The organism is Shinella sp. GW821-FHT10F02, from assembly GCF_058809275.1.
In genome coordinates this window covers 484,255-510,060 of record NZ_JBXASL010000006.1, presented here as the reverse complement: position 1 = coordinate 510,060, position 25,806 = coordinate 484,255, and the positions used below count along the sequence as shown (strand labels likewise).

General features: G+C 65.4%; 25 protein-coding genes. 11 read left to right on the top strand and 14 right to left on the bottom strand.

Translation table 11 applies throughout. The annotated features are described in order from the left end of the window. Positions 1–192: 192 nt before the first annotated feature. The 3 genes from eno to AC1RWL_RS21290 all read right to left on the bottom strand — a co-directional run bounded on the left by eno (position 193) and on the right by AC1RWL_RS21290 (position 3,332). Complete coding sequence (gene eno / locus AC1RWL_RS21300; protein WP_256115848.1) at positions 193–1,467, bottom strand: phosphopyruvate hydratase; 1,275 nt, start codon at positions 1,465–1,467, stop codon at positions 193–195. 130 nt (positions 1,468–1,597) lie between these two features. Beyond that, positions 1,598–2,437, bottom strand: coding sequence for a 3-deoxy-8-phosphooctulonate synthase (gene kdsA, locus AC1RWL_RS21295; protein ID WP_493097085.1), 840 nt, complete (start codon positions 2,435–2,437; stop codon positions 1,598–1,600). A gap of 1 nt (position 2,438) precedes the next feature. Beyond that, positions 2,439–3,332, bottom strand: a complete 894-nt coding sequence (locus AC1RWL_RS21290) for a VOC family protein (RefSeq protein ID WP_493097084.1) — start codon at positions 3,330–3,332, stop codon at positions 2,439–2,441. 57 nt (positions 3,333–3,389) lie between these two features. On the opposite strand from AC1RWL_RS21290, the gene AC1RWL_RS21285 reads away from it, so the two are divergent. The 3 genes from AC1RWL_RS21285 (at position 3,390) to AC1RWL_RS21275 (ending at position 6,944) form a co-directional block, all read left to right on the top strand. Then, on the top strand, positions 3,390–4,721 hold the full coding sequence (locus AC1RWL_RS21285; RefSeq protein ID WP_493097083.1) for an NAD(P)/FAD-dependent oxidoreductase: 1,332 nt from the start codon (positions 3,390–3,392) through the stop codon (positions 4,719–4,721). Between the two features lie 78 nt (positions 4,722–4,799). Continuing rightward, a complete protein-coding gene (locus tag AC1RWL_RS21280; protein WP_493097082.1) occupies positions 4,800–5,540 on the top strand; it encodes a metallophosphoesterase family protein in 741 nt (246 codons plus the stop codon). After that, complete coding sequence (locus tag AC1RWL_RS21275; RefSeq protein ID WP_493097081.1) at positions 5,541–6,944, top strand: protein kinase domain-containing protein; 1,404 nt, start codon at positions 5,541–5,543, stop codon at positions 6,942–6,944. It begins immediately after the preceding gene. A gap of 3 nt (positions 6,945–6,947) precedes the next feature. Here the strand turns inward: AC1RWL_RS21275 and AC1RWL_RS21270 are convergent, their stop codons facing one another. Next, entirely contained in the window at positions 6,948–7,907 is a 960-nt protein-coding gene (locus AC1RWL_RS21270) for a GlxA family transcriptional regulator (RefSeq protein WP_493097080.1), read from the bottom strand. A 100-nt stretch (positions 7,908–8,007) separates the two neighbouring features. Here AC1RWL_RS21270 and AC1RWL_RS21265 point away from each other — a divergent pair, with 100 nt between their 5' ends. Next, complete coding sequence (locus AC1RWL_RS21265; protein WP_493097079.1) at positions 8,008–8,553, top strand: cysteine hydrolase family protein; 546 nt, start codon at positions 8,008–8,010, stop codon at positions 8,551–8,553. A gap of 195 nt (positions 8,554–8,748) precedes the next feature. Further along, positions 8,749–9,894, top strand: a complete 1,146-nt coding sequence (locus AC1RWL_RS21260; RefSeq protein WP_493097090.1) for a ceramide glucosyltransferase — start codon at positions 8,749–8,751, stop codon at positions 9,892–9,894. A gap of 4 nt (positions 9,895–9,898) precedes the next feature. On the opposite strand, the gene AC1RWL_RS21255 is transcribed toward AC1RWL_RS21260, so the two are convergent. Then, entirely contained in the window at positions 9,899–10,489 is a 591-nt protein-coding gene (locus tag AC1RWL_RS21255; protein WP_493097078.1) for a TetR/AcrR family transcriptional regulator, read from the bottom strand. Between the two features lie 118 nt (positions 10,490–10,607). Between AC1RWL_RS21255 and AC1RWL_RS21250 the strand changes: the two genes are divergently transcribed. Continuing rightward, complete coding sequence (locus tag AC1RWL_RS21250) at positions 10,608–11,831, top strand: MFS transporter (RefSeq protein WP_493097077.1); 1,224 nt, start codon at positions 10,608–10,610, stop codon at positions 11,829–11,831. Positions 11,832–11,892: 61 nt separating this feature from the next. Here the strand turns inward: AC1RWL_RS21250 and AC1RWL_RS21245 are convergent, their stop codons facing one another. Continuing rightward, positions 11,893–12,648 carry an SDR family NAD(P)-dependent oxidoreductase gene (locus tag AC1RWL_RS21245; RefSeq protein WP_493097076.1) on the bottom strand — a complete coding sequence of 252 codons (756 nt, stop codon included), beginning with the start codon at positions 12,646–12,648 and terminating at the stop codon, positions 11,893–11,895. Positions 12,649–12,782: 134 nt separating this feature from the next. Here AC1RWL_RS21245 and AC1RWL_RS21240 point away from each other — a divergent pair, with 134 nt between their 5' ends. After that, positions 12,783–13,676, top strand: coding sequence for an AraC family transcriptional regulator (locus tag AC1RWL_RS21240; RefSeq protein ID WP_493097075.1), 894 nt, complete (start codon positions 12,783–12,785; stop codon positions 13,674–13,676). 51 nt (positions 13,677–13,727) lie between these two features. Here AC1RWL_RS21240 and pyrG read toward each other — a convergent pair whose 3' ends face one another. From pyrG to AC1RWL_RS21220, 4 genes are all read right to left on the bottom strand, one after another. After that, on the bottom strand, positions 13,728–15,356 hold the full coding sequence (pyrG, locus tag AC1RWL_RS21235; protein WP_256115837.1) for a CTP synthase: 1,629 nt from the start codon (positions 15,354–15,356) through the stop codon (positions 13,728–13,730). 148 nt (positions 15,357–15,504) lie between these two features. Further along, entirely contained in the window at positions 15,505–16,008 is a 504-nt protein-coding gene (gene secG, locus AC1RWL_RS21230; RefSeq protein ID WP_256115836.1) for a preprotein translocase subunit SecG, read from the bottom strand. 123 nt (positions 16,009–16,131) lie between these two features. After that, entirely contained in the window at positions 16,132–16,902 is a 771-nt protein-coding gene (gene tpiA, locus AC1RWL_RS21225) for a triose-phosphate isomerase (RefSeq protein WP_493097074.1), read from the bottom strand. A gap of 52 nt (positions 16,903–16,954) precedes the next feature. Then, positions 16,955–17,839, bottom strand: coding sequence for an alpha/beta hydrolase (locus tag AC1RWL_RS21220; protein WP_493097073.1), 885 nt, complete (start codon positions 17,837–17,839; stop codon positions 16,955–16,957). Between the two features lie 210 nt (positions 17,840–18,049). Here AC1RWL_RS21220 and parE point away from each other — a divergent pair, with 210 nt between their 5' ends. Next, a complete protein-coding gene (parE, locus tag AC1RWL_RS21215; RefSeq protein WP_493097072.1) occupies positions 18,050–20,113 on the top strand; it encodes a DNA topoisomerase IV subunit B in 2,064 nt (687 codons plus the stop codon). 15 nt (positions 20,114–20,128) lie between these two features. Here parE and AC1RWL_RS21210 read toward each other — a convergent pair whose 3' ends face one another. Continuing rightward, positions 20,129–20,701, bottom strand: coding sequence for a hypothetical protein (locus AC1RWL_RS21210; RefSeq protein ID WP_493097071.1), 573 nt, complete (start codon positions 20,699–20,701; stop codon positions 20,129–20,131). 169 nt (positions 20,702–20,870) lie between these two features. On the opposite strand from AC1RWL_RS21210, the gene AC1RWL_RS21205 reads away from it, so the two are divergent. After that, positions 20,871–21,302 carry a hypothetical protein gene (locus tag AC1RWL_RS21205; protein WP_493097070.1) on the top strand — a complete coding sequence of 144 codons (432 nt, stop codon included), beginning with the start codon at positions 20,871–20,873 and terminating at the stop codon, positions 21,300–21,302. Here AC1RWL_RS21205 and AC1RWL_RS21200 read toward each other — a convergent pair whose 3' ends face one another. Then, positions 21,303–22,430 (bottom strand): DUF2336 domain-containing protein, encoded by a 1,128-nt coding sequence (locus AC1RWL_RS21200; RefSeq protein ID WP_256115830.1) that lies wholly within the window; start codon positions 22,428–22,430, stop codon positions 21,303–21,305. A 132-nt stretch (positions 22,431–22,562) separates the two neighbouring features. Between AC1RWL_RS21200 and AC1RWL_RS21195 the strand changes: the two genes are divergently transcribed. Next, a complete protein-coding gene (locus AC1RWL_RS21195) occupies positions 22,563–23,213 on the top strand; it encodes a hypothetical protein (protein ID WP_493097069.1) in 651 nt (216 codons plus the stop codon). Between the two features lie 207 nt (positions 23,214–23,420). Here AC1RWL_RS21195 and AC1RWL_RS21190 read toward each other — a convergent pair whose 3' ends face one another. Then, positions 23,421–24,029 (bottom strand): flavin reductase family protein, encoded by a 609-nt coding sequence (locus AC1RWL_RS21190; protein ID WP_493097089.1) that lies wholly within the window; start codon positions 24,027–24,029, stop codon positions 23,421–23,423. 4 nt (positions 24,030–24,033) lie between these two features. Further along, complete coding sequence (locus AC1RWL_RS21185) at positions 24,034–24,618, bottom strand: nitroreductase family protein (RefSeq protein WP_493097068.1); 585 nt, start codon at positions 24,616–24,618, stop codon at positions 24,034–24,036. Between the two features lie 101 nt (positions 24,619–24,719). Between AC1RWL_RS21185 and AC1RWL_RS21180 the strand changes: the two genes are divergently transcribed. Then, on the top strand, positions 24,720–25,724 hold the full coding sequence (locus tag AC1RWL_RS21180) for an RgsD C-terminal domain-containing protein (RefSeq protein WP_493097067.1): 1,005 nt from the start codon (positions 24,720–24,722) through the stop codon (positions 25,722–25,724). Positions 25,725–25,806 lie beyond the last annotated feature (82 nt).

The window sequence follows — 25,806 nt, the reverse complement described above, 5'->3', positions numbered from 1 at the left end:
CTCGTCGCCCTCAATGCAGCCGTGAGGGACAACAGAGCGTTCCTGTCTTGACATCACACAACACAGTTGCTCGGGCTTGACCCGAGGATCCACGCCACAGCTACGGCGAGAAAAAGAACTCTCAGGGCGCTCAAAAACAAAACCCGCACCTTGCGATGCGGGCTTTGCCATTTTGGAGAAACTGTTTGTCGATCAGCCGCGCAGGATGCCGCGGCCGGCGAACTTCGCCTGCGGGCCGAGCTGCTCCTCGATGCGGATCAGCTGGTTGTACTTTGCGGTACGGTCGGAGCGGGCGAGCGAGCCGGTCTTGATCTGGCCGCAGTTGGTGGCAACGGCGAGGTCGGCGATCGTCGAATCCTCGGTCTCGCCCGAACGGTGCGACATGACGGCGGTGTAGCTCGCCTTGTGCGCGGTCTCGACGGCGTCGAGCGTCTCGGAGAGCGAGCCGATCTGGTTGACCTTGACGAGGATCGAATTGGCGACGCCCATCTTGATGCCGTCGCGCAGGCGCGCCGAGTTGGTGACGAACAGGTCGTCGCCGACGAGCTGCACCTTCTTGCCGATCTTGTCGGTCAGCGACTTCCAGCCGTCCCAATCGTCTTCCGCCATGCCGTCCTCGATCGAGAAGATCGGGTATTTTGCAGCAAGCTCCGCCAGGTAGTCGGCCATGGCTTCCGGCTCCAGCGTACGGCCTTCGCCTTCGAGCACATACTTGCCGTCCTTGAAGAACTCGGTCGAGGCGCAATCGAGCGCGATATACATGTCTTCGCCCGGTTTGTAGCCGGCCTTCTCGATCGACTTCATGATGAAGTCGAGGGCGGCAGGCGCAGATGCCAGACCCGGCGCGAAGCCGCCTTCATCGCCAACGTTGGTGTTGTGGCCGTCGGCAGCGAGCTGCTTCTTCAGCGTGTGGAACACTTCCGAACCCATGCGCACGGCATCGCGGATGTTGTCGGCGCCGACCGGAACGATCATGAATTCCTGGAAGTCGATCGGGTTGTCGGCGTGCGCGCCGCCATTGATGATGTTCATCATCGGCACCGGCAGGATGCGGGCGTTCGGGCCGCCGACATAGCGGTAGAGCGGCAGGTTGGCGGCTTCAGCGGCGGCCTTGGCGACGGCGAGCGACACACCGAGGATGGCGTTGGCGCCGAGGCGGGCCTTGTTCGGCGTGCCGTCGAGTTCGATCAGCGCCTGGTCGATCAGGATCTGGTCTTCGGCTTCAAGCCCACCGACTGCTTCGAAGATTTCGCCGTTGACGGCGGCGACCGCATTTTCGACACCCTTGCCGAGGTAGCGCTTGCCACCGTCACGCAGTTCGACGGCTTCGTGCGCGCCGGTCGAGGCGCCCGAGGGAACGGCGGCACGGCCGAAGCTGCCGTCTTCCAGATGCACGTCCACTTCGACGGTGGGGTTGCCGCGGCTGTCGAGAATCTCGCGGCCGATGATGTCGATGATAGCGGTCATGGATATCGTCCTGTTTCTGGGTTTATAAATCGATTAAAATCTCTCTTAATCGATGATGCGGAAATTACAATGGCTGAGCCGCGCCGAGCGGCAACGGATGACACGCCTCTGTGTCATCCGTTTGAAACCGTCACGCCTTGGTGAGGTCGTCGAAGGCGATGAGCTTTTCGAGAAGCCGCGGCATGTCCTTCAGGTGCACCATGTTCGGGCCGTCGGAGGGCGCGTTGTCCGGGTCCTCATGCGTCTCGATGAAGAGACCGGCGACGCCAACGGCAACGGCCGCGCGCGCAAGCGTCTCGACGAATTCGCGCTGGCCGCCGGAGGAGCCGCCCTGCCCGCCCGGCTGCTGTACCGAATGGGTCGCATCGAAGACGACCGGCGCGCCGAGCGAGGCCATGATCGGCAGCGAGCGCATGTCGGAGACGAGCGTGTTGTAGCCGAAGGAGGCGCCGCGTTCGCACAGCAGCACGTTCGGATTGCCGCTCTCGGTGAATTTCGCCAGCACGTTCTTCATGTCCCAGGGGGCCAGGAACTGGCCCTTCTTGACGTTGATGGTGCGACCCGTCTTGGCGGCAGCGATGAGCAGGTCCGTCTGGCGCGACAGGAAAGCGGGGATCTGCAGGATGTCGGCCGTTTCGGCGACGATCGCGCATTGTTCCTCGGTGTGGATGTCGGTCAGCACCGGAAAACCGAAATCCTTCTTGAGGTCGGCGAAGATTTCCATGGCCTTTTCAAGCCCGATGCCGCGCTTGCCGGACAGCGAGGTGCGGTTCGCCTTGTCGAAGGAGGACTTGTAGACGAGGCCGAGGCCGAGCTTGTCGCAGAGTTCGACGAGCGTGCCGGCGATCATGTAGGCGTGGTCGCGGCTCTCCATCTGGCAGGGGCCGGCGATCAGCGAAAAACGCTTGTCCTGGGCAAAGGTGACCTTCTTGGCGCCTTCGCCGACGACGACTGTGGTATTGGCTTTCATCTCATTCTCCGAAGACAAAAAGGACGCCCTGCCCCGGTGCCGGTGGCACCAGAAGGCGGTTGTCCCGTTGATGGAAGGTGACACCGCGCTCCGTCAGCAGGCGGTGACATTCCGTTAGATTTTCGACCGTGAAGACGACCGCGCGTCCCTTGAGGCCGCGGTCCGTGCCGGCAAGCGGCGAAAGACCGTAAAACCCTTCGAGCCCCGCGTCGTTCAGCACCGTGATGCGGCCGCGCGGCGTATCGACGGACATGCCGAAGGACAGAGCCTCGACCTCGCGCTCGTCCGCCGCTTCCTGCACGAGATACTGGAAATCGGTCGGGTTCTGCTCCGAGAGCACGACCTCAGACAGGGCGATCACGCCATTTTCATGGCTTTCCAGCGCCTTGCGGTCGGAGGGCAGCGGCAGGATGCGCTGCGAGGCGAAGAAGAAGAAATCCGGGCTGCGCAGGTCGGCGGCAAAGGCCAGGCGAAAGCTGCCGGTCGCCGACGTGCCGTCGGGCAAAAGCATGTCGCGAGAAAACTCCAGAACCTCGCCGCCGGAAATGCCGGACGACGTGTAGCGCTGGTCGTCCTCCCAGGCGTCGCCGCTGGCCATGGCGATGGCGGAAAAGCCTTCGGTACCGCGGCGGAAACGAAAGGCCTGGTCGCGCGCGACGAAGACATTGCCGCCGCGGGCGGCCGCCTCGCACTCTTCGCGATTGGCGATGCCGAGCGGCTCCAGATAGCTGCCGTCGGCGAGGAAAACGCAACAGTTTTCCGTGCCGAACGGGTGGCGGGCATCCTTGGCGACGGTGAAGCCGAGCGCCGTCAGGCGGTCGCGGGCAATCCCGAGGTCGGACACCGGCAGCACCAGATGATCGATCGGGCGGGGCGTTCTCGAACTCACGGTCATGGGTAAAAATCCGGTCGTGTTTCAGGCGCCTCGTGCTTTGCCTGCTTTCCGCCCGCAATGCAAGCACCAGCGCCGCGCACGGCCGGCCGCTGGAACTTTTCCGTCGCCCGGCCATTCCGAAAGACAACTCTTGACCGGAGCACTCCCATTCTCAAGAACAACGAGATTACCCGGCAGCGCGATCTTCACGAGTCACGCCCTGTCTGGGCCGGTTCGCCGCGCATTACGCTCCGCACCCGCAAGAAGCCCGCCCGCGACACCTATGACGTCATCATCGTCGGCGCCGGCATTTCCGGCGCGCTGATGGCGCATGCGCTGGCGGATGGTCGCCGCTCCGTGCTCGTTGTCGACCGCCGCCGCCCCGTGCATGGCAGCACGCTCGCAAGCACCGCGATGATCCAGCACGAGATCGACATTCCCCTGCATGTGCTCACCGGCATGATCGGCGAGGAGAAGGCGCGCCGCGCCTGGCAGCGCTCGGGACGCGCCGTGGAACAATTGACGCGCATCGTCACGGACCTCGACCTTTCCTGCGGTTTCGAGCGCAAGAAGACGCTGTTTCTGGCCGGCGACGAATATGGCAGCCGCGCCCTGCGCACCGAACTCGACGCCCGCCACGCCGCCGGCATCAAGGCGGATTTCCTCGACACCGCGGCACTTCGGGACGGCTTCTCCATAGACCGCACCGGCGCGATCCTCAGCGACATTTCAGCCTCCGCCAACCCCGCCCAGATGGCTGCCGGCATCCTGCGCGCCGCCGTGTCGCGCGGCGTGGAGGTGGTGAGCCCGCTGGAAATCACCGATATGCGCTCGACAACGCAAGGCGTCTTCCTCGCCACCGCCGACGGCAAGATCATCTCCGCCGGCCATGCCGTCTTCTGCTCCGGCTATGAATTCCTGGAGGCCGTCGCGCACAAGGACCATGCCATCATCTCCACCTGGGCGATCGCCACCCCGCCGGCCATCGACCTGCCCGACTGGCTGAAGGAATGCATCGTCTGGGAGGGCGCCGATCCCTATCTCTACCTTCGCCGCTCCCGCGACGGACGGCTGATCGCCGGCGGCGAGGACGAGGAGGACGAAGAGGCCTTCGCCTCGCCGCAGAAGCTGAAGAACAAGGCGAAGACGATCCGCAAGAAGGCCGAAGCCCTGCTCGGCATTTCGCTGCCGGAGCCCGACTATTCCTGGGCCGCGCCCTTCGGCACCACCCGCACCGGCCTGCCGCTCATCGGCCGCGTGCCCGGCATGGACAATGTCTTCGCCGTCATGGGCTTCGGCGGCAACGGCATCACCTTCAGCCAGATCGCCGCCGAAATCGTGTCGTCGGAGATCGCCGGCCATGGGGACGCGGACGCCGACCTTTTCGCCATCCGCAACGCCGATTCCTGACGATCGGCAGGATCACCGGCGCGATATTCCCCTTCCGTCGAATGGTTGCCGGCGGCAAGGCGCGGTATGGTCGCCGCCATGCTCATCGCCATCCTCTCCGATATCCACGCCAACCGCGAAGCCTTCGAAGCCGCCCTCGCCGCAGCGAATGCGGCGGGTGCGGAGCGTTTCGTGCTGCTCGGCGATATCGTCGGATACGGCGCCGACCCCGAATGGTGCACGGAACAAGCGATGGCAATGGCCGCAGACGGCGCCATCGTGCTGCGCGGCAACCATGACCACGCCGTCGGCAACGCCGCCGTCTCGATGAACGCGACGGCGACCCTGGCAATCGAATGGACGCGCCGGCAGCTCGGCAGCGAGGCCCGCGCCTTCCTGGCCGGCCTGCCCATGAAGGCACGCGAGGGCGATTGCCTCTTCGTTCATGCCGATGCCAGCGCACCGGCGGACTGGAACTACGTGCTCGATGCCAGCGATGCCGGCCAGCACCTCGGCGCCTGCGATGCGCGCGTCAGCTTCTGCGGCCATGTGCACAAGCCGGCGCTTTATTGCACCGCGCCGGGCGGCAAGGTCACGCACTTCCGCCCCGTCGCCGCCACCCCGGTGCCGCTTCTGCCGCAGCGCCGCTGGCTTGCCGTCATGGGCTCGGTCGGCCAGCCGCGCGACGGCAATCCCTGCGCCGCCTTTGCGCTCTATGACACGCAAAGCGCCGAGCTGCGCTTCCTGCGCGCCGCCTATGATGTGGAGAGGGCAGCGCAAAAAATCCGCACGGCCGGGCTGCCGGCCTCCCTCGCCGATCGTCTGTTCGAGGGGCGCTAGATGGTCCATGCGCGGCTGAAACCCGGCGACGAAATCGACGGCTTCGTCATCGAGGGCATTGCGCACAATGGCGGCATGGCCCGCATCTGGCAGGTCAGCCGGCCGGATATCGATTTCCCGACCCTCATGAAGGTGCCGGTGATCGGCGAGGGCGACGATCCGGCGGCCATCGTCGGTTTCGAGATGGAGCAGATGATCCTGCCCCGCCTTTCCGGCCCGCATGTGCCGCGCTTCGTCGCCAACGGCGATTTCGCCACGCTGCCCTATATCGTCATGGAGCGCCTGCCCGGCACCTCGCTCTACCTCCTGCTGGAGCGGCTTCCCCTGCCGCGCGAGGAGGTGGCGGCACTCGGCGCGACAATCGCGGTCGCGCTCGATTCGCTGCACCGCCAGCACGTCGTGCATCTCGACCTGAAACCCTCCAACGTGATGTTCCGCGAGAGCGGAGAGGCCGTGCTGATTGACTACGGCCTCGCCCGCCACGTCCACCTGCCGGACCTGATGGACGAGCAGTTCCGCCTGCCCTACGGCACCGCGCCCTACATGGCGCCCGAACAGGTGCTCGGCACGCGCAGCGACTTTCGAAGCGACCTCTTTGCGCTCGGCGTCATGCTCTATTTCTTCGCCACCGGCGAGCGGCCTTTCGGCGATCCGCAGCGGCTCAAAGGCTTGAAACGCCGGCTCTGGCGCGATCCGCTGCCGCCGCGTGCCCGCAACGCCGCCATTCCGCCCGCCCTTCAGGAGATCATCCTGCGCTGCCTGGAGGTGAACCCCGCGTGGCGCTATCCGAGTGCCGCCCAGCTCGCGCTCGATTTGCAGGATCTCGCCTCCGTCAAGCTGACGGCGAGGGCGGAGAAGATGAAGCGCGATCCGCTCGGCATGGTGCTGCGCCGCTGCTTCAATCCCGTGCCGATCGAGACGGTGAAACCTCAGGCTGCCGAAGCGCAGCTTGCCAATGCCCCTATCGTCGCCGTGGCGATCGACTTTTCAGGCGGCACGCCGGAGCTTGCCGACGCCATGCGAAAAACCGTCACGCGCATCATCGAGAACACGCCGGATGCCCGCATCGCCTGCCTCAACGTGCTGAAGATCAACCGCATCGCCATCGACACCTCGCTGGACGAGGCCGGCCGCAACAAACATGTGCTGCGCCTCGTCGAGCTGCGCAACTGGTCGACCGGCCTGCCGGCCCCCGGCGGCGGCATTACCTTCCATGTGCTGGAGGCCGTCTCGCCCGCCGATGCCATTCTCGATTATGCCCGCGAAAACTATGTCGATCATATCGTCATGGGCGCGCGCGCCGAATCGGCCATGCGCTCCATGCTCGGCAGCGTCTCCGGCGAGGTGGCGGCGCATGCGCCCTGTACCGTCACCGTGGTGCGCAACCGGCCGCGGCCGGACTGATCGTCATGAGCGGAAGCGCTTGCGGTATTCCCCCGGCGTCAGCCCGACGATGCGGGCGAAAACCTTCCGGAACGCGCCGGGATCGACATAGCCGACATCGACGGCGACGCTCTCGACCGAACGCGTGGTGAATTGCAGCATCTCCTGCGCCTTCGCCACGCGCAGCCGCTGGCAATAATCGGTCGTCGTCAGCCCCGTCGCCTTGCGGAAACGCCGCAGGAACGTGCGCGCCTCCAGCCCCGCCTGCGCGGCAAGCCCGTCGAGGCCGATCTCCTTCGCCTCGCTCGCCTGCAACCAGTGTTGCACCTTCAGGATCGCCGCGTCGCCATGCAGCAGGCGCGGCGAGAAGGTGCTGTAGTAACGCTGCTCGCGCCCGGGCGGGTCGATGACGAATTGCCGGGCGATCTCCAGCATGATCGTCGGCCCGAGAAAGCGGTCGATCAGCTTCAGCCCGAGATCGACCCAGGCCATCACGCCGCCCGCCGTAAAGATATCGCCGTCGTCGTTGAGCAGGCGGTCCGTATCGACATGCACATCCGGAAAGCGCATCTCGAACGTCTCCGCGATCACCCAGTTGGTGGTGATCGTGCGGCCGGTCAGAAGCCCGGTCTCGCCGAGCAGGAAGGCGCCGGCGCAGATCGAGGCGAGCTGGATGCCGGAGGCGTGGCACTCGCGCAGCCAGGCGGCGAAGGGTGCTGCATCTTCCCGGCGGATCGGATCGCCCAGTGCGGGCGGCAGCACGAGCACGCAGGGCCGCGACGCTCCGTCGATAACACCGCTGGCGTCGGTGCGCACGGGCTGGCCGTCCTCCAGCCGCCAGTGGCTCACCACAAGCGTCGGCCCCGCCCGGCCCTTCTCGCCCGCCAGTTCCGTCGCCGAATTGAAGAGATCGGTCATGCCGAGCACGGCGGCCATCTGCACGCCGGGATAAAGCACCAGTCCGATCTCGGCCGCGTCTGCCATGTCACTTTCACCCTGTATTATGTCGGTATCGCCAATGGCGAGACATGGCAGGGCAGAGGCACAATGTCCATGACATCAAGCAACAGGGAAAGGACACCCCATGAGCAAACGCGCCGTCATCATCGTCGACCTCCAGAAGGACTATCTCGCCACCGGCAATTTCGCGCTGACCGGCATCGACGCCGCCACCGCCAATGCGGCCCGCGTCGTCGAGGCGGCCCGCGGCAAGGGTGACCGGATCGTGCATGTCCACCACGTCGCCAAGGACGCCGATTCACCGCTCTTCGCCCCCGGCTCGGATGGCATCAACCCGATCCCGGCCATCAGGCCGCAGGATGGCGACACGGTCATCGTCAAGAACTATCCGAACTCGTTTCGCGAGACGACGCTGCAGCAGGCCTTGCAGGCGGACGGCATCGAGGAAGTCGTGGTCGTCGGCGCGATGAGCGACGTCTGCATCGACGCGACGGCGCGCGCGGCGGCCGATCTCGGCTACGGCCTCACCGTCGTGCACGATGCCTGCGCCACGCGCGACAAGGCCTTTGGTGATTCGGTCGTGCCGGCCGCCCAGGTCCATGCCACGATCATGTCGGCGCTGGAATTCGGCTATGGCAAGGTCACGACGACCGCAGACTTCCTCGCATAAGCCTGAAAAACCGGACGAAAACCGTCACCTCCGCCCTCGGCGGGGGTGACTGCCGCCCGTCCACCGGCAGGCTTCAGGCCGCTCCAGGGCGCCCCGTCATTCCCGTGTCATGTGACAATGGTGTTTCTTCCCGCGTGAATGAACCCGGCTGCCGCCAGCATGGCCCGGCGCCCTTCGGAGTACGCGTGAATGGACATGGCTCAGGCCTTCGCCCTTGCCTCGGGCGCTCTCGTCGCCACCAATGCCGCAAGCATCCTCATCGCCGGAAGGCGGCTGAAAGCCGTCGATGCCGCTCCGCCGGAAATCGAGGAAAAGCCGCCGGTATCGATCGTCGTTCCCGTGCGCGGCATCGAGAACTTTTCCGCCGAGACGCTCGCCCGCGCCTTCCGCCTCACCTGGCCGGACTATGAACTGCTGTTCTGCGTGGCCCATGCCGGCGATCCTATCATCCCGGAAATCGAGAAGACGGCGGCGGCGCATCCGCATGTCGCGGCCCGCATCCTGATCGGCGACGACCGCATCAGCGCCAATCCGAAGCTCAACAATTGCGTCAAAGGCTGGCAGGCGGCCCGCCACGACTGGGTGGTGCTGGCCGATTCGAACGTGCTGATGCCGCCGGATTATATCCAGCACCTGATGGGCGGCTGGCGGATCGATTCGGGTCTCGTCTGCTCGACGCCGCTCGGCTCGCGCCCGGATGGGTTCTGGGCGGAGGTGGAATGCATGTTCCTCAACACCCAGCAGGCGCGCTGGCAATATGCCGGCGAGGCGATCGGCCTCGGCTTCGCGCAGGGCAAGAGCATGCTCTGGTACAAGCCGATGCTCGACGCGAATGGCGGCATCCACGCGCTGAACGCCGAGATCGCCGAGGACGCAGCCTCGACGAAACTGGTGAGCCGCCTCGGGCTGAAGGTCCACCTCGTCTCCTCGCCCTTCGAGCAGCCGTTGGGACGCCGCACCGGCCAGGAGGTCTGGTCGCGCCAGTGCCGCTGGTCGCGCCTGCGCCGCGTCACCTTCCCCGGCTTCTTCACCCCGGAAATTCTTCTGGGCGCCCTGCCGCCACTGCTCCTGGCGCTGGTCGCGGCTCTGATCGGCGACGCGACGCTCGCGCCCGCCGCCCTCCTGGTGCTCGCCGCCATCTACCTGCCGGAGGTCGCCCTTGCCATGGCCAAGGGCTGGCGGCTTTCCGTCTGGTCGGTGCCGGCGATGATCGTGCGCGATAGCATGATGCCGGCCGTCTGGCTGCGCAGCTGGGTCGGCGGCAATATCGACTGGCGCGGCAACACGATGACCATCGGCACGACCGTCTGCGAATTGAAGGAAGCGCCGGCGGGCTCGTAGCCCGTCAGGCCTTCACCCGCAGCCCGTCCAGCAAGGTCCGGAACCCGCGGACCGCCCGCTTCGACGTCTCTTCCGGCGTCTCGGACTTGGCGATCCAGAGTGCCGCATGGCTGCTCGCCCCGTTGATCAGGCGGGCGGCCGTTTCCGTGTCGATATCGGCCATCACGCCGTCGTCCTTCAACCGCTCAATGCTGTGGCTCAGCGCCGCGATGCAGCCGTTGCTGGTCGGCCATTGCGAGACGTCGCCGAGCACCGCCGGCCCGTCGCGAAACATGATGCGCTGGATTTCCGGCTCCAGCGCCATCTCGATATAGGCGACGCATTCCTCGACAAACCCGTCCCATCGGCTCGGCGCCCCGGCCGAGATCGTGTGCAGCCGCGCCGTCATTTCCGCATCGATCTGCTGGATGACCGCCTGGAGCAGCCCCTTCTTGTCGCCGAAATGATGGTAGAGCGCGCCGCGCGTCAGCCCCGCCTCCGCGGTGAAATCGTCCATCGACGCCTCCGCATAGCCGACGGTGCCGAAGGCAAACCGCCCCGCGGCAATCAGCTTGGCTCTCGTTTCGGCGATCATTTCCTCGCGCGGCTTGCGCATGGCAGCTCCTTTTTACATACGCCGCGTATTTTATTTGACATACGCTGCGTATGCAACTATCTCTTCGACATACGCCACGTATGTAAGTGGCTGACCATTCATTTGCGAGGAGCAGGCCATGGCCAACCCGTATAAAGAGATTTTCAGCGTCCCAGGAACCGTGGGCTTTTCCGCCGCCGGCTTCCTCGCGCGCCTTCCCATCGCCATGGCGCCGATCGGCATTGTCGCCATGCTGTCGCAGACGCGCGGCGAATATTGGCTCGCCGGCGCCGTCTCCGCGACCTTCGCGCTGACCAACGCCCTCATTTCGCCGCAGGTCTCCCGCCTCGTCGACCGCTACGGCCAGGCGGCCGTGCTTACCCCGGCAACCATCGTCTCGGTCGTCGCCTTCCTCCTGCTGATTGCCGGCACCAACCAGGGCTGGCCGGTCTGGACGCTCTTCGCAAGTGCCTTCCTCGCGGCCGCCATGCCGAGCATCCCGGCCATGCTGCGCGCCCGCTGGAGCGAGATTTTTCGCGATCGGCCGGAGCTCAACACCGCCTTCGCCTTCGAATCGGCGGCGGACGAGCTGGTCTATATCGCCGGCGCCTCGCTGTCGGTCGGTCTCGCCGTCGCGCTGTTTCCGGAAGCCGGCATGCTGATCAGCACCGCCTTCCTTGCCGTCGGCAGCTTCTTCTTCCTGCTGCAACGCGGTACGGAACCGCGCATACACTATGTCGCCGGCAGCAAGCCGCAGAAATCCGCGATCCGCCTGCGCCCGGTGCAGATCATCACGCTCGCGCTGATCTTCGTCGGCTCCACCTTCGCAACCGCCGAGGTGAGCGCAGTCGCGATCACCAAGGAGCTCGGCCAGCCCAATGCCGCCAGCCTCGTCATCGGCGTCTACGCCATCGGCTCCTTCATCGTCGGCCTCGTCCTCGGCGCGCTGAACCCGAAGATGGCGCTGCAAAAGCAGCTGATGATCGCCGTCGCCGTGCTCGCCCTCACTGCCCTGCCGCTGCCCTTCGCCGGCACGGTGCCGCTGCTGGCCGCCGCCGTCTTCCTGAGCGGCATCGCTATCTCGCCGACCTTCATCACCGCCTTCGGCCTGGTCGAACGCCGCGTGCCCGGCGCCATGCTGACGGAAGGCGTCACCTGGGTCACCACCGGCATCGGCATCGGCATGGCCCTCGGCGCCTTCGTCGCCGGCTGGGCGGTCGATAATTTCGGCGCACAGAACGGCTTCTGGGTCTCCGTCGCCGCCGGCATCGGCGCCCTGCTGACCATCAGCCTCGGCCAGCGCACGCTCGCCGGAGAAGATTGCGACGACAGCGTCTGCCCGCTGGTGCAGGCCGCCGAGTAACCCTCGCCCCTGAACATAAAAAGCCCGGCCTGCGCCGGGCTTTTCCGTTTTGACGATGGCGTCAGATCACCTGCCCGCCCGACACCTCGATGCGCTGGCCGGTGATCCAGCGATTGTCATCCGACAGCAGGCTCGCGATCATCGGGCCGATATCGTCCGGCACGCCGACCCGGCCCAACGCCGTCATGTCGGCGAACACCGTGTTGAGATCCGGCATGTCGCGCACGGCACCGCCCAGGAAATCCGTCTCAATGGCGCCCGGCGCGACCGAATTGACCGCAATGCCGCGGCTGCCGAGCTCCCTGGCGAGGTAGACGCTGAGGATTTCCACCGCGCCCTTGGCCGCGGCATAGGCCGAGAAGCCGGGATAGGAGACGCGGGTGAGGCCCGTCGAGAGATTGACGATGCGCCCGCCATCGGCAATCAGCGGCAAAAGCGCCTGCGTCAGGAAGAACACGCCTTTGAAATGCACGTCGACCAGGCTGTCGAACTGCGCCTCCGTCGTCTCGGCAATCGCCGCCATGTCGCCGTGACCGGCATTGTTGACGAGATGGTCGAAGGTCTCGCGCTGCCACGTTTCGGTGAGCGCCTTGCGCAGCGCTTCGACAAAAGCCGCAAAGCTGCCGACCGCGCCGGTATCGAGCCGCAGCGCGACGGCCTTGCGGCCCAGCGCCTCGATTTCGGCGACGACGATGCGGGCATCCTCCTCGCGGCTCCTGTAGGTAATGACGACGTCGCCGCCGCGGCGGGCGATGCTGAGGGCCGTATTGCGTCCGAGGCCGCGGCTGCCGCCGGTGACGAGAGCGATCTTGGTCATGGGAAACTCCTTCGGTTGGAATGGCCGATTGATATCAAGCGCCCCCGCCGCCGGTCGTTACCGGAAGCTCGCCGATCCTTGCCTGATCCTCCAAACCGATTTACGCGGGCGCCGGACGCGGTTAGGGTGACGGCATGACAGAGACGCTCCTTGCCACCGTCCGCCGCTATGTCGAGGCCAATGCCGATGCCGCGGGCATCGCCCGCACGCCCGTGCCCGGCCTCACCACCATCCGCACCACGCAGCCGACCGGCCTCGACTACATGATCGCCCGCCCGCTGGTCTGCCTCGTGCTCCAGGGCAGCAAACATGTGACGATGGGCGCGACCAGCTTCACCTTCCACGCCGGAGATTCGCTGCTGATCACCGCGGACGTGCCGACCGTCAGCCAGATCCTGCAGGCAAGCCCCGAGGCGCCCTACCTGTCTTTGGTGCTGGACCTGAACCCCGCGGTCATCGCTGAACTCTGCGTGGAGATGCAGGCAACCGCCGCGCCCGGCGGACCGCCGATACGCTCTGCGCCGACGGACAGCGAGGTGAGCGATGCGGCGCTTCGCCTGATGCGCTTGCTCGATCGTCCGGCCGCCGTGCCGGTGCTGCATGCGCAGCTCGTGCGCGAACTGCATTACTGGCTGCTCGAAGGCCGGCACGGCGCGGCAATCCGCCAGCTCGGCTATCCGGATGGGCAGGCGCAGCGTGTCGCCCGCGCCGTCGCGCTGCTGCGGGCGGAGTTCGCCCAGCCGTTGCCGGTCGACAGGCTCGCCGCCATCGCCGGCATGAGCCCGTCCTCCTTCCACCAGCATTTCCGCAACGTCACCTCGCTGTCACCCCTGCAATTCCAGAAGCAATTGCGGCTGATCGAGGCGCGGCGGCTGATGCTGTCGCAGGGCGCCAATGCCAGCACGGCCGCCTATGCCGTCGGTTATGAGAGCGTGCCGCAGTTCACGCGCGAATACCGTCGCATGTTCGGCCTGCCGCCGGCGCAGGAAACCCAGACCGCCCGCAGCCTGACGCTGGAATCGGCCTGACGCAAAAAGCCCGGCAAAAGGCCGGGCTTTGTCATTCTCTCATCTCCGGTGTCAGACGAGCCGGCTCTGTTCCAGCGCCGCTTCCACGAAGCTCGCGAAAAGCGGGTGCGGATCGAGCGGGCGGCTCTTCAGTTCCGGGTGATACTGCACGCCGATGAACCACGGATGATCCGGATATTCCACGGTCTCCGGCAGAACGCCATCCGGCGACATGCCGGAGAACACCAGGCCGCAGCCTTCCAGCCGGTCCTTGTAGTCGACGTTGACTTCGTAGCGGTGGCGGTGGCGTTCGGAAATATCCGTCGAGCCGTAGATGTCGGCGATCTTCGTGCCGCCCTTCAGCGAGGCGCGATAGGCGCCAAGGCGCATCGTGCCGCCGAGGTCGCCGGAGGCCGAGCGCTTTTCCAGCTCGTTGCCCTTCACCCATTCCGTCATCAGGCCGACGACCGGATCGGCGGTCTTGCCGAATTCGGTGGACGAGGCCTTCTCGATGCCGGCGAGGTTGCGCGCCGCTTCCACGACCGCCATCTGCATGCCGAAGCAGATGCCGAAATAGGGCACCTTGCGCTCGCGGGCAAAGCGCGCCGCATTGATCTTGCCCTCGGAACCACGCTCGCCAAAACCGCCCGGAACGAGGATGCCGTGCACCTTCTCAAGGTACGGCGCCGGGTCTTCCTTCTCGAAGACCTCCGACTCGATCCATTCAAGCTTGACCTTGACGTGGTTGGCGATGCCGCCGTGATAGAGCGCCTCGATCAGCGACTTATAGGCATCCTTGAGGCCGGTATATTTGCCGACGATGGCGATCGTCACCTCGCCTTCCGGCGTCTTGATGCGATCGGAAACCGTCTGCCAGGCTTCAAGCCGCGGCTTCGGCGCCGGCTCTATGCCGAAGGCGGCAAGCACTTCGTCGTCGAGGCCTTCCTTATGATAGGCGAGCGGCACGTCGTAGATCGACGCGACGTCGAGCGCCTGGATGACGGCGGTCGCACGAACGTTGCAGAACAGCGAGAGCTTCTTGCGCTCGGCTTCCGGGATTTCGCGGTCGGCGCGCACCAGCAGGATATCCGGATGGATACCCATGGCCTGCAATTCCTTGACGGAATGCTGCGTCGGCTTGGTCTTCAGTTCGCCTGCGGCCGGAATGTAGGGCATCAGCGTCAGGTGGACATAGACGGCCGTGCCGCGCGGAAGATCGTTGCCGAGCTGGCGGATCGCCTCCATGAAGGGCATGGCCTCGATATCGCCCACCGTGCCGCCGATCTCGCAGATGACAAAATCGTAGTCGTCATTGCCTTCGGTGACGAAGTTCTTGATCTCGTTGGTGACGTGCGGAATGACCTGCACCGTCGCGCCGAGATAGTCGCCGCGGCGTTCCTTGTCGATGATGTTCTTGTAGATGCGACCGGTGGTGATGTTGTCGGTCTTAGTGGCCGAGCGGCCGGTGAAGCGCTCGTAATGGCCGAGGTCGAGGTCGGTTTCCGCGCCGTCGTCGGTGACGAACACCTCGCCGTGCTGCGTCGGGCTCATGGTGCCCGGATCGACGTTCAGATAGGGGTCCAGCTTCCTGAGACGCACGCGGTAACCGCGGGCCTGAAGGAGAGCTCCGAGTGCTGCGGCGGCAATGCCTTTTCCGAGGGAAGAAACCACGCCGCCTGTGATGAATACATATCGCGCCATGGGAGTCACCGGATACCTTTTCAAAATCGATTCCGCCACCGAAAAATCACCTTGGGCGTGATTTCGGAAGACGCAATCGTCGTTTTACACAAGAAGAAGGCCGGTTGGATTTCGCCAACCGGCCGGTTTGTTTTTCAGCCCCTGCGGCTTACTGGCCGCTCGGGACGCCGGAGTTCTGCTCCGTACCCGTTGCGCCACCGGTCGTGCCGGTGCCCGTCGTCGTGTTGCCCGTACCGGTCGTCGTGTTGCCGGTGCCCGTACCCGTGCCGGTCGCAGCGCCACCTTCGGTCGGAACGGTGTCGGTGCCGGTCGTCGCAGGCGTCTGGTTGTTGTTCTGCGTGCCCTGGTTCTGCTCGGCGCCGCCGAGCGCGTCAAGAACGCCGCCCGTGCCGGTCGTGCCCGGAATACGGTCAAGAATGTCGGTCGGCTGCGTTTCGTAACGGGCAAGGATGCCCATGCCGAGCGCCAGCACGAAGAACAGTGCGGCCAGGATCGCGGTGGTGCGCGTCAGGGCATTGGCCGTACCGCGGGCCGACATGAAGCCGGAGCCGCCGCCGATGCCGAGGCCGCCGCCTTCCGACCGCTGGATCAGCACGACGCCGATCAGCGCGACGACGACCATGAGATAGATGACGAGCAAGATGGTCTGCATGTTTCAGGATCCCGGCCAGACGGCCCAAATTTCAGGTTTGCGGCTCAATATACCAAGCCGCGCACCATTCCAAGCCCTTACCGGCCAATCCGCCCGCCCTTTTGCGGGCAGGCCATTGGCGTCTCAGGCGGTGAGCTCTTCGTATGCCCGGTAGATGGCAAGGAAGTCGTCGGATTTCAAGCTCGCGCCGCCGATCAGCGCGCCGTCGACATTGGCCACACCCATCAGTTCCTTGGCATTGCCCGGCTTCACCGAACCGCCATAGAGAATGCGCATCGTGGCGCCCTCGCCGGCAAAACGCGCCGTCAGTTCCGCGCGCATGAAGGCATGCGCCTCCTCGACGTCGGCCGCCGTCGGAGTCAGACCGGTGCCAATCGCCCATACCGGTTCATAGGCGATCACGGTGTTCTCCGCCGTCGCGCCGTCCGGCACGGAGCCGGCAAGCTGCGTCTTCAGCACGTCCAGCGTCTTGCCGGATTTGCGCTCGTCGCCGGTCTCGCCGATGCAGACGATGGCGACGAGGTCGTTCTGATGCGCGATCTCGGCCTTGGCGCGCACCAACGCGTCGCTTTCCTTGTGGTCCGTGCGGCGCTCGGAATGGCCGACGATGACGTGGCTGCCGAAGCAGTCGGCGATCATCTCGGCCGAAACGTCGCCCGTATGCGCGCCGGACGCCTTTTCATGGCAGTCCTGCGCGCCGATCAGCAGCGGGCTGTCGTCGCAGAGCGCGGTCGCCACGTAGAGCAGCGTCGCCGGCGGGCAGATCAGCGTCTCGACCTTTTCGGAAAGCGGTCCCTTCACGCCTTCGGCCATCGCCTTGATCTGGTCGAGCGACGCGCGCGTGCCGTTCATCTTCCAGTTCCCGGCAACGAGCGGGGTTACGTCCGGTGTCATGAGGCCTCCCTGTCCTTAAAGATTGTTGGCTTGCGGCGTAGCAAATCGAAGCCTACTGCGCAAACAGCCAGTTGAGCGTTTCGCGCCAATCGGTCATGCGCACCGGCGTGCCGTGGCCGCCGGTCTGGAACAGCACGAAGCGCGCCGGGATGCCCGCCTTGCGGAGCTTGCGGAAGACGGCGATCTGGTCGTTCGCCTGGTAGACGCTGTCGCTGTCGCCATGGGTGAAGAAGACCGGCAGCTTCGCCTTGAAGGCTGCGGTCTTGGCATAATCGCCATCCGCCGCCCCGCCCATCAGCACCATGCCGGCAAGGCTCTTCACCGCCACCGGATCGCGCGCGACGCGGGCGCAGATGAAGCTGCCCATCGAGGCGCAGGCGAGGATGACCGGCGCATCCGGCGAAAGCGCCTTGGCGGTGAGGATGAGGCCGGAAATACGCGCCGCCCCCTTGTCGTCGAAGGAGGGCACGCTCGCCGCATAATAGACCCCGCCATCCCGCACCGCGAGGTTTTTGAGCCGGTTGAAATTGCCGCCGAAATTCCAGTCGTTGTTGCCGAGCCGCCGGTCGCCGCCGCGGCCGTGGATGAAGATGACGGTGAAGGCCGCCCCCTCGCCCTTGCCGGTCATCGCCACGTCGATCGGCCCGGCGGGCGTGTCGAGCGTCGCATTCTTCTGCGCCGTCTTCACCGCCGTCGAGACATAGGCCGATTTCACCCGGCGCTCCGGCACCTGGTCGCGCCCGTTGATGTCGCGCATCTCCTGGTAATCGACGACGCTGAGCGCGCCATCATCGGAGGTCTCGATCACCGTGCCATAGCCGAAAAGCTCGTCCTTCCAGGGTTTCAGCGTCAGCGCCGCCGCGTCCTGAACCGCAAGACCGGTGAGGATCGCGGCGAAAACCAGCCGGCGAAGGCAATGAACTGTGGACTGAGGCATGAACTGTCGCTCCCTGGGGCTGGCGATACTTGCCATCCGCCCGCGCGCAACGCAATCCTCGCCCAGCGGTTGGCGCGGCCCGGCATCGCGAAAACCCACGGAATCTGGCAGAGTCGCGAGTGATTCGCTTGACGACTTCATTTGTGCCAAACCCCGATCTTCCCGGATCGGCGGGAGAAAATGGCAAACGGAACAAAATCTGAACGGCCCATGCAAGACGACAGCAACGACCTTTTCGCCAACGTTCCCCCCCAACCCGCCGCCGCGTCGCCCGCACCGGCGGCAAAGCCGGCTGCCGCGCCGCCCCGCGAGGCGCGCGCCGTGCAGCCCATCAGCGAGGGCTCCGGCGGCTATGATGCCTCGGCGATCCGCGTGCTGGAGGGCCTGGAGCCCGTGCGCATGCGGCCCGGCATGTATATCGGCGGCACGGACGAGAAGGCGCTGCACCACCTCTTCGCCGAAGTCATCGACAACTCGATGGACGAAGCGGTCGCCGGCCACGCCAACTTCATCGACGTCAACCTCGACGCCGAAGGTTTCCTGACCGTCACCGACAACGGCCGTGGCATCCCGGTGGAAAACCATCCCCAGATGCCGGGAAAATCGACGCTCGAAGTCATCCTCACCGTGCTGCATGCCGGCGGCAAGTTCGACGGCAAGGCCTATGAGACCTCGGGCGGCCTGCACGGCGTCGGCGTCTCCGTCGTCAACGCGCTGTCCGACCATCTCGAAGTCGAGGTCGCCCGCAACAAGAAGCTCTACCGCCAGCGCTTTTCGCGCGGCAAGCCGGTCGGCGGCCTGGAAGAGCTCGGCGACGTGCACAACCGCCGCGGCACGAAGGTACGCTTCCACCCCGACCCGGAAATCTTTGGGGCGCACGCCCGTTTCGATCCCGGCCGCGTCTTCCGCATGGCCCGCTCCAAGGCCTATCTCTTCGGCGGCGTCGAAATCCGCTGGAGCTGCGACCCGTCGTTGCTGCTGGAAGGTTCGGAAACGCCGGAAAAGGCGGTCTTCCATTTCCCCGGCGGCCTGAAGGATTATCTCCAGGCGACGCTCGGCAAAGACTACACCGTCACCCGCGAAATCTTCGCCGGCAAAAGCGAAAAGTCCGGCGGCCACGGCTCGCTCGAATGGGCCGTCACCTGGTATGGCGGCGATTCGCTGATCCACTCCTATTGCAACACCATCCCGACGGCCGATGGCGGCACGCATGAGGCGGGCCTGCGCATCGCGCTCACCAAGGGCCTCAAGGCCTATGCCGACCTGACACAGAACAAGCGCGCCAAGGACATCACCACGGACGATGTGATGATCTCGGCGGTCGGTATGCTGTCGGTCTTCATCCGCGAGCCGGAATTCGTCGGGCAGACGAAGGACAAGCTCGCGAGCGTCGAGGCTCAGCGCATCGTCGAAAACGCGCTGCGCGACCCCTTTGACCACTACCTCGCCGACAATCCCGGCGAAGCGGCCAAGCTGCTCGAATGGGTGATCGAGCGCGCGGAAGAGCGCATGCGCCGCCGCAAGGAAAAGGAAGTCAGCCGCAAAACGGCCGTGCGCAAGCTGCGCCTGCCTGGAAAACTGGCCGACTGCTCGCAGAACTCCGCCGAGGGCGCCGAACTCTTCATCGTCGAGGGCGATTCGGCCGGCGGCTCGGCCAAGCAGGCGCGCAACCGCGCCAACCAGGCCATCCTTCCGCTTCGCGGCAAAATCCTCAACGTCGCCAGCGCCGGCCGTGAAAAGCTCGGCGCCAACCAGCAGATCTCCGATCTCGTGCAGGCGCTCGGCTGCGGCACGCGCACGAAATACCGCGAAGAGGATCTGCGCTACGAGCGCGTCATCGTCATGACCGATGCCGACGTCGACGGCGCGCACATCGCCTCGCTGCTCATCACCTTCTTCTACCAGGAGATGCCGGATCTCGTGCGCGGCGGCCACCTCTTCCTCGCCGTCCCGCCGCTCTACCGCCTCAGCCAGGGCGGCAAGACGCTCTACGCCCGCGACGACCCGCACCGCGAGGAGCTGATGCGCACCGAGTTCAACGGTCGCGGCAAGGTGGAAATCGGCCGCTTCAAGGGTCTCGGCGAGATGCTGCCGGCGCAGCTCAAGGAAACCACGATGGACCCGAAGAAGCGCACGCTCTTGAAGGTCGCGATCGACGACGTCGATTTCGAAGGCACCCGCACGGCCGTGGACGACCTGATGGGCACCAAGCCGGAAGCCCGCTTCCGCTTCATCCAGGAGCGCGCCGTCTTCGCCGACAACCTCGATATCTAATGCGGTGCAGCCGCCTCAAAGTGCGACCGCACCCATGGTTTTCGTGTCGAAATCCGTCCAGCCGTCACCATAGAGGCCGTGCACCCGCACGTCCTCTCCCGCCTGCGCCTGCCATCTGAAGAACCTCATCGCCGCCTCGTGCACGTCCGTCAGGCTGGAAACTGTGTATCGTCCATCGTCGAGCGCGTGAATAAGCTCATCGAGTTCGACAAGCCGCTCGGCAATGGCGGCGGCATGCCGCGCCGGCAGCGCGCAACCCGGCAGGCTTATCAGCAGGAGAACGAGCAGCGGCTCGTCCGGGGTTTCCGACCATTGCCCGGCACGCATCGCGTCCGTGATTGCCATGGCATGCGCGCCACCGATCGAATCAGCCCGTACCACATCCAGCCGTTCCGGCATCCGGTAATCCGGCACGGTTCGCGTTGCCCGGAAAGGCGCTGCGTGCACCCGATAGACGACCGTGGCACCGATCATATCGGCCAGTGCCAGCCGCCACGGCTGAAAATCCTTCCACCATTTCCCGTGGTAGAACCGGTCGATCGAGAGCCTGAGCAGGCCCGCACTCGCCGCTTGCTTTTCCGTCCCCATCCTGAATTCCCTTGGCCTCGATTTCATCCTGACGAAGGCACCCGGCGAAAAATTCTGCCATGCCGTCGAAAAGCGCGTGAGCGCCTGCAAGCCCCCGGCACGCTTCGCGCCTTATTTTCGCGGCAATGCCTGCCTCTAACCGGCAGCAACGAAGGCGGAAAGGACGGCCATGAAAGCTGCGCTCATCGTCATGACGATCATGGGCTGCGACGACAGCGCGACCCAGTGCCACTATATCGATACGGTCGGCAAGAGCTGGCAGACCGTGGCGCTCTGCGACGCGCAGGCCGAGACCTATATCAACCGCCACCAGGACAAGAACTATCCGGTGATCGTCGCCGTCTGCGAAAGCTCCGGCGACCGCATGACCGCGGATGTGGCAAAGCCGACACCCGAGGCCAAGCCCGCCGAAACCGCGACCACGGCCGAAGTGCCCACGCCGGCCGAGACCGCAGAGGCCAGGCAGGGCCTCGCCGCCCGCACGCTGAATTTCGTCAAAAAAGCCATCCCCGACAAGGCCGCGCTGAAAAACGCCGTCACCACGCCGGTGCGCTATGCCGAGGACGGCTATTCCTGGGTGGTGAAACGCTTCGCCGACTGATCAGGCCGCTTCGCGCGCCGCAATGAGCGCGTAGCTGCGCGCCGTCTGGCGCTGCTCGGCGATGGCCAGCCGCTCGACCAGTTCCAGCATGGACTGGCAGGAGGCATTGCCCGCCGCCCGTGCGCGCGACAGCAGGTGCTCGGACACCGAAAGCCCGTCATCCTCGCCCTTCGCCTCGCGGCGCCAAAGCATGGTCGCCTCGGCGAACAGCGCGCTGATATCCCGCCCAAGCCCGGCCGTTTCATAAAGCGCCCGCACCGCCGCCTCGCGGCCATCCGACAGGATGGAGCGCACACGCCGCTCCGCCTGCCCCGAAAGATTGGTGATCGCCGAGGCGAAGAACTCGACGCGACCGGTGCAGAGCGCATGCATGAGGAACACGGGCGTCAGTCGCCCGGTCAGGCGCAGGTGTTCGACCAGGGCCGGCATTTCGGCCGCGGCCACCTCGCCCACCATACCGATCGTCGCCACGTCGCAGGCTTCGCGCGTGATGCGCTCAACGCGCCCGGTGCCGACGGCGGCCTGGATGAGCCCGAAGCCGGCCAGCGCCGTGCCGATCTTTTCGACCAGCGCATGGCGCGCATCGCTCGGCAGGTCCTCGCGGTCGAGCAGCAGCGCGCGGATTTCCGCATCGTCGCCGAGACGGTCGGCGATGCGCGTCAGGCTGCGCCGGGAGACGACCGCGCCTTCGTTTTCCAAAAGGGCCAGCACATCCGGCACCTCGCCGATCTCCGCAAGCGCTGCCGAAACGGCGCGCGAGACGAAGGAGCGGTTGGCGATCAGCATGCGCGTCACGTCATTGCCCTTGGCCGCCAGATCGACGAGATCGGCATCCGTCAGCAGCGACGAACATAGAATGATATGGGCGGCGATTTCCGGCTGGTCCTCCGCCAGCGGCAGGATGACGGCGCGCGGCGCATCCTCGCAGTCGGCCAAGGCTTCGGCCAGGGCAAGCCGCACCTTCGGTGCCGGATCGTCGAGCAAAAAGATCATCGCCATCTCGGCGGCGCGGCGATCATCCGCACAGATCCGCGACCGTGCGTAAGCGCGCGCCAACACACTGGCCGCCTTCGCCCTATCGGCTGCCCGGGCTGTCTCGACCCAACGGAGGAAAGCATGAACGATCAATGGACGCCCCAAACGCCTGCACCACAACTGCTACGAAAAACACGCTAGCGGCAAAGTGTTTAAGATTGGTTCACCATATCCGTTAACCGGATGGTCGTTGCCAGGAGCGGGCGCAAAGCCCTATGAAAAGCCATGGAAAAGCTGCCCCACGCCCTGCTTCAGACTATCCCGCCCCCGGCGGGACACGGCGCGCTGGTTTATGCCGGCGACTCAGGCATCGAAAGTCGTTTTGTCGTCGTTGAGCCCAACGCCAGCCTCGAAACGCTTCGCCAAGCCTTAGCAGGCGGTGCCACCGGCATCGCCCTCACCGGCTGCCGCGCGGGTGCCGACATCCAACGGCTCGCCGTCCTGCTCTCCGTAGCCGAAGCGGAAGAAAACCTCGCGGAAGGCAGGACAACGCTTCTCGCGATCGCCGACGGCATCCTGCCGGCCCCCGTCTCGCCGCAAGGCTTCTCCGACAAGTCCAGCCGCCTAACCGGTCTGGTTTGGGACCAGAGGGGCCTTGTAAAAACCCTCGGCGTAGAACCGACCCGCACAGAAAGCGGCGAATGGCCCCCCACCTTCGCCGCAGCCCGCGCCGCCGTCCTGCTCACCGCCGCAGCCGCCGGCATCCCCGCCTACGATTCAGCCTCGGACCTTCTGGGAGAGCTTTTCGCGACAGATTGCGAGCGCTCGCGCGACGACGGCTTCTTCGGCCGCCTTGCAAGCGACCCAGAACAGATGGCCATCATCCAAACAGTGTACGCAGGTGGCCGTGGATCCTCGGGTCAAGCCCGAGGATGACGGAGTGTGTGGGAACGGCCGGCGAAACAGCATCGTCATGCGAGGACGACGGCCTGCGTGAGAACAGCGGGCAAAACAGCACGGGAGTGCGGGGCATCAAGGGCGTCGGGTATATCGATGGATGCGCTACCCCGCGCCGCGGCGCTCCCCAAACACAGGGCACCACCTCTCCTCCGTCATCCTCGGGCTTGACCCGAGGATCCACCCTTACCCAACCTTTGGCCGCCCCATGGCGAAGACATCCACCCCGCCGTCGCAATAATCCATATAGCCCATGCGGCCGAGCGGGCGGGCGACCGCCATGTCGATCCTGCCGTCGCGCAGGATTTCCGGGCTGACGTGGATGCCGACCACCTGGCCGAACACCACCCAATTGTCCGATTCCCGCCCGTCGAGATCGACCGGCCGCAGGATCTGCGTCGCGCGGCATTCGAGCGCCGCATAGGCCTCGCCGACATAGGGCGCATCGACGAGACGGCCGGTCACCGGCGTGAGTTTGGCGATGTCGAATTCGTCCACGCCATAGGGAACGGCGACCGAGCTCGCATTCATCTCTTCCGCCAGATGCCGGCTTGCCAGCGAGCAGGTGAAGACGCCGGTCGCTTCGATATTCGTCACGCTGTCCTTGTGGCCGCTCGACGAGAACATCACGAGCTTCGGCCGGTCGCTGACCGCGTTGAAAAACGAATAGGGCGAGAGGTTCAGCCGCCCATCCGCCGCCTTCGTGCCGATCCAGCCGATCGGCCGCGGCGCGACGATCGCCTTGAAGGGATCGTGCTTCAGGCCGTGGGCGTTGTCCGCCGTCTCATAGAACAGCGCGTCAGGTGTCATCGCCCACCCATGTGACGATCTCGGCCAGTTCCGGCCGCGGCCGCTCGGTCGGCGGTACGGTGGGCGTGCCGATATGGATGAAGCCTGCGATCTTCTCGCCCTCGTTGACGCCGAGGATCGCATAGGCGCGCGGGTCGTAGGCATACCACTCGGTCAGCCAGTTCGAGGAGAAACCATGCGCGTTGGCCGCCATCACCAGGTTGAGGCAGACGGCGCCTGCCGACATGAGCTGCTCCCATTCCGGGATCTTGAAATGCGGTGCGGCACGGCTGACGACGGCAACGACGACCGGCGCGCGGGTGAGCCGCGTGTTTTCCACCTTCACCATTTCCTCGGAAAGCTCCGGCTTGTCGCCGATCGCGATCTTCGCGAGTGCCTCGCTGATGCGGCGACGCTCCTCTCCGCGATAGACGATGAAGCGCCAGGGGGCGAGCTTGCCGTGGTCCGGCACGCGCGAGGCGAGCGTCAGCATGGCCTGCACCTCGCCCTTCGAGGGACCGGGTTCGCCCATCTGGAAGGCAGGGATCGACCGGCGGGTCGAAAGATAATCGATCAGCTTGATTTCGGTTTTCATCGGGAGGGAGTTCCAATATCTTGGCCCGCGGATGCGGCCTTGAAAATGCCATTAGCCGGGTCTTCAAGTGGAGCCTTACAGTCAGGAAGTCAACCGTCCCCATGCGCATGCCGCCCCATTCCGCCCCCCATTTCGGCATTGCCGTGAGCGTCGCGATCGTGACCCTTCTCTCGTCCTTCGCACCGGCTCGGGCGCAGGAATCGCTGGACAGTTTCTCCCAGATCGGCACGCCGCTGAAGAGCGGCAAGCTCACCTCGTTCAACCCGATCGTCACCGGCGAGGCGACGCCCGACAACCTGCGTGACGTGACCTGCGAGGCGCTGCTGACCAAGGACGGCAGCCCCATGCAGCATGGCCTCACCTGGCGCGTCTTCTCGCCCATCCCGGGCGCTGACGGCAAGCTTCCGCTGCTCGCCACTTCCGAGGGCGGCTCGGCCGCCTTCCAGTTGGTGCCCGGCGAGTATTTCGTCAACGTCGCCTTCGGCCGCGCCGGTGCCACGAAGAAGCTGCTGGTGCCCACGGACGGCGATGTCGACAAGCAGGTCATGGTGCTCGATGCCGGCGGTATCATGCTGAATGCCGTTTCCGGCTCCGACGTGCGCATTCCGCCGAAGGAACTGAGTTTTTCGATCTTCGCCGCCGAAGTGCGCGAGGATGGCGAGCGCAACCTCGTCGTCGCCGAGGTGAAGCCGAATTCCGTGGTGCGGCTCAACGCCGGCACCTACCACGTCGTTTCCGACTACGGCACGGTGAACGCCGTGATCCGCGCCGATATTCAGGTCGAGGCGGGCAAGCTGACGCGCGCGACGATCCAGCACCGTGCGGCGAAACTGACGCTGAAGCTCGTCTCCGAGCCCGGCGGCGAGGCGATCGCCGACACGGCCTGGTCGATCCTCACCTCGTCGGGCGATACGGTCAGCGAAAGCGTCGGCGCCTTCCCGACGCTGGTTCTGGCGGAAGGCAGCTACATCGCCGTTGCGCGCAACAAGAACCGCATCTACCAGCGCGATTTCGCGGTGAAGGCCGGCGTCAACACCGATGTCGAAGTGCTGCTCGACGAAAACGCCAACGAGCAGAAGGCCGCCGCGGAAGACGTGGTGGACTAGGACCAATCGACATTCAGCCCAGGCCGTGCCGAAAATGGTGAGTTTCCGTGACCCGGAGCGCAGCGTACTTTCGGTACGTGAG

What these genes read in the sequence shown, in the direction of transcription:
- AC1RWL_RS21220 (WP_493097073.1), bottom strand. Translation starts at nt 17,839, where the DNA reads ATGCCTCAGTCCACAGTTCATTGCCTTCGCCGGCTGGTTTTCGCCGCG.
- AC1RWL_RS21270 (WP_493097080.1), bottom strand. Translation starts at nt 7,907, where the DNA reads ATGGCAGACGCGGCCGAGATCGGACTGGTGCTTTATCCCGGCGTGCAG.
- AC1RWL_RS21245 (WP_493097076.1), bottom strand. Translation starts at nt 12,648, where the DNA reads ATGACCAAGATCGCTCTCGTCACCGGCGGCAGCCGCGGCCTCGGACGC.
- eno (WP_256115848.1), bottom strand. Translation starts at nt 1,467, where the DNA reads ATGACCGCTATCATCGACATCATCGGCCGCGAGATTCTCGACAGCCGC.
- AC1RWL_RS21195 (WP_493097069.1), top strand. Translation starts at nt 22,563, where the DNA reads ATGGAAAAGCTGCCCCACGCCCTGCTTCAGACTATCCCGCCCCCGGCG.
- AC1RWL_RS21275 (WP_493097081.1), top strand. Translation starts at nt 5,541, where the DNA reads ATGGTCCATGCGCGGCTGAAACCCGGCGACGAAATCGACGGCTTCGTC.
- AC1RWL_RS21285 (WP_493097083.1), top strand. Translation starts at nt 3,390, where the DNA reads ATGCAAGCACCAGCGCCGCGCACGGCCGGCCGCTGGAACTTTTCCGTC.
- AC1RWL_RS21240 (WP_493097075.1), top strand. Translation starts at nt 12,783, where the DNA reads ATGACAGAGACGCTCCTTGCCACCGTCCGCCGCTATGTCGAGGCCAAT.
- parE (WP_493097072.1), top strand. Translation starts at nt 18,050, where the DNA reads ATGCAAGACGACAGCAACGACCTTTTCGCCAACGTTCCCCCCCAACCC.
- AC1RWL_RS21205 (WP_493097070.1), top strand. Translation starts at nt 20,871, where the DNA reads ATGAAAGCTGCGCTCATCGTCATGACGATCATGGGCTGCGACGACAGC.
- AC1RWL_RS21290 (WP_493097084.1), bottom strand. Translation starts at nt 3,332, where the DNA reads ATGACCGTGAGTTCGAGAACGCCCCGCCCGATCGATCATCTGGTGCTG.
- AC1RWL_RS21260 (WP_493097090.1), top strand. Translation starts at nt 8,749, where the DNA reads ATGGCTCAGGCCTTCGCCCTTGCCTCGGGCGCTCTCGTCGCCACCAAT.
- AC1RWL_RS21280 (WP_493097082.1), top strand. Translation starts at nt 4,800, where the DNA reads ATGCTCATCGCCATCCTCTCCGATATCCACGCCAACCGCGAAGCCTTC.
- AC1RWL_RS21185 (WP_493097068.1), bottom strand. Translation starts at nt 24,618, where the DNA reads ATGAAAACCGAAATCAAGCTGATCGATTATCTTTCGACCCGCCGGTCG.
- pyrG (WP_256115837.1), bottom strand. Translation starts at nt 15,356, where the DNA reads ATGGCGCGATATGTATTCATCACAGGCGGCGTGGTTTCTTCCCTCGGA.
- AC1RWL_RS21250 (WP_493097077.1), top strand. Translation starts at nt 10,608, where the DNA reads ATGGCCAACCCGTATAAAGAGATTTTCAGCGTCCCAGGAACCGTGGGC.
- secG (WP_256115836.1), bottom strand. Translation starts at nt 16,008, where the DNA reads ATGCAGACCATCTTGCTCGTCATCTATCTCATGGTCGTCGTCGCGCTG.
- AC1RWL_RS21180 (WP_493097067.1), top strand. Translation starts at nt 24,720, where the DNA reads ATGCGCATGCCGCCCCATTCCGCCCCCCATTTCGGCATTGCCGTGAGC.
- tpiA (WP_493097074.1), bottom strand. Translation starts at nt 16,902, where the DNA reads ATGACACCGGACGTAACCCCGCTCGTTGCCGGGAACTGGAAGATGAAC.
- kdsA (WP_493097085.1), bottom strand. Translation starts at nt 2,437, where the DNA reads ATGAAAGCCAATACCACAGTCGTCGTCGGCGAAGGCGCCAAGAAGGTC.
- AC1RWL_RS21265 (WP_493097079.1), top strand. Translation starts at nt 8,008, where the DNA reads ATGAGCAAACGCGCCGTCATCATCGTCGACCTCCAGAAGGACTATCTC.
- AC1RWL_RS21255 (WP_493097078.1), bottom strand. Translation starts at nt 10,489, where the DNA reads ATGCGCAAGCCGCGCGAGGAAATGATCGCCGAAACGAGAGCCAAGCTG.
- AC1RWL_RS21210 (WP_493097071.1), bottom strand. Translation starts at nt 20,701, where the DNA reads ATGGGGACGGAAAAGCAAGCGGCGAGTGCGGGCCTGCTCAGGCTCTCG.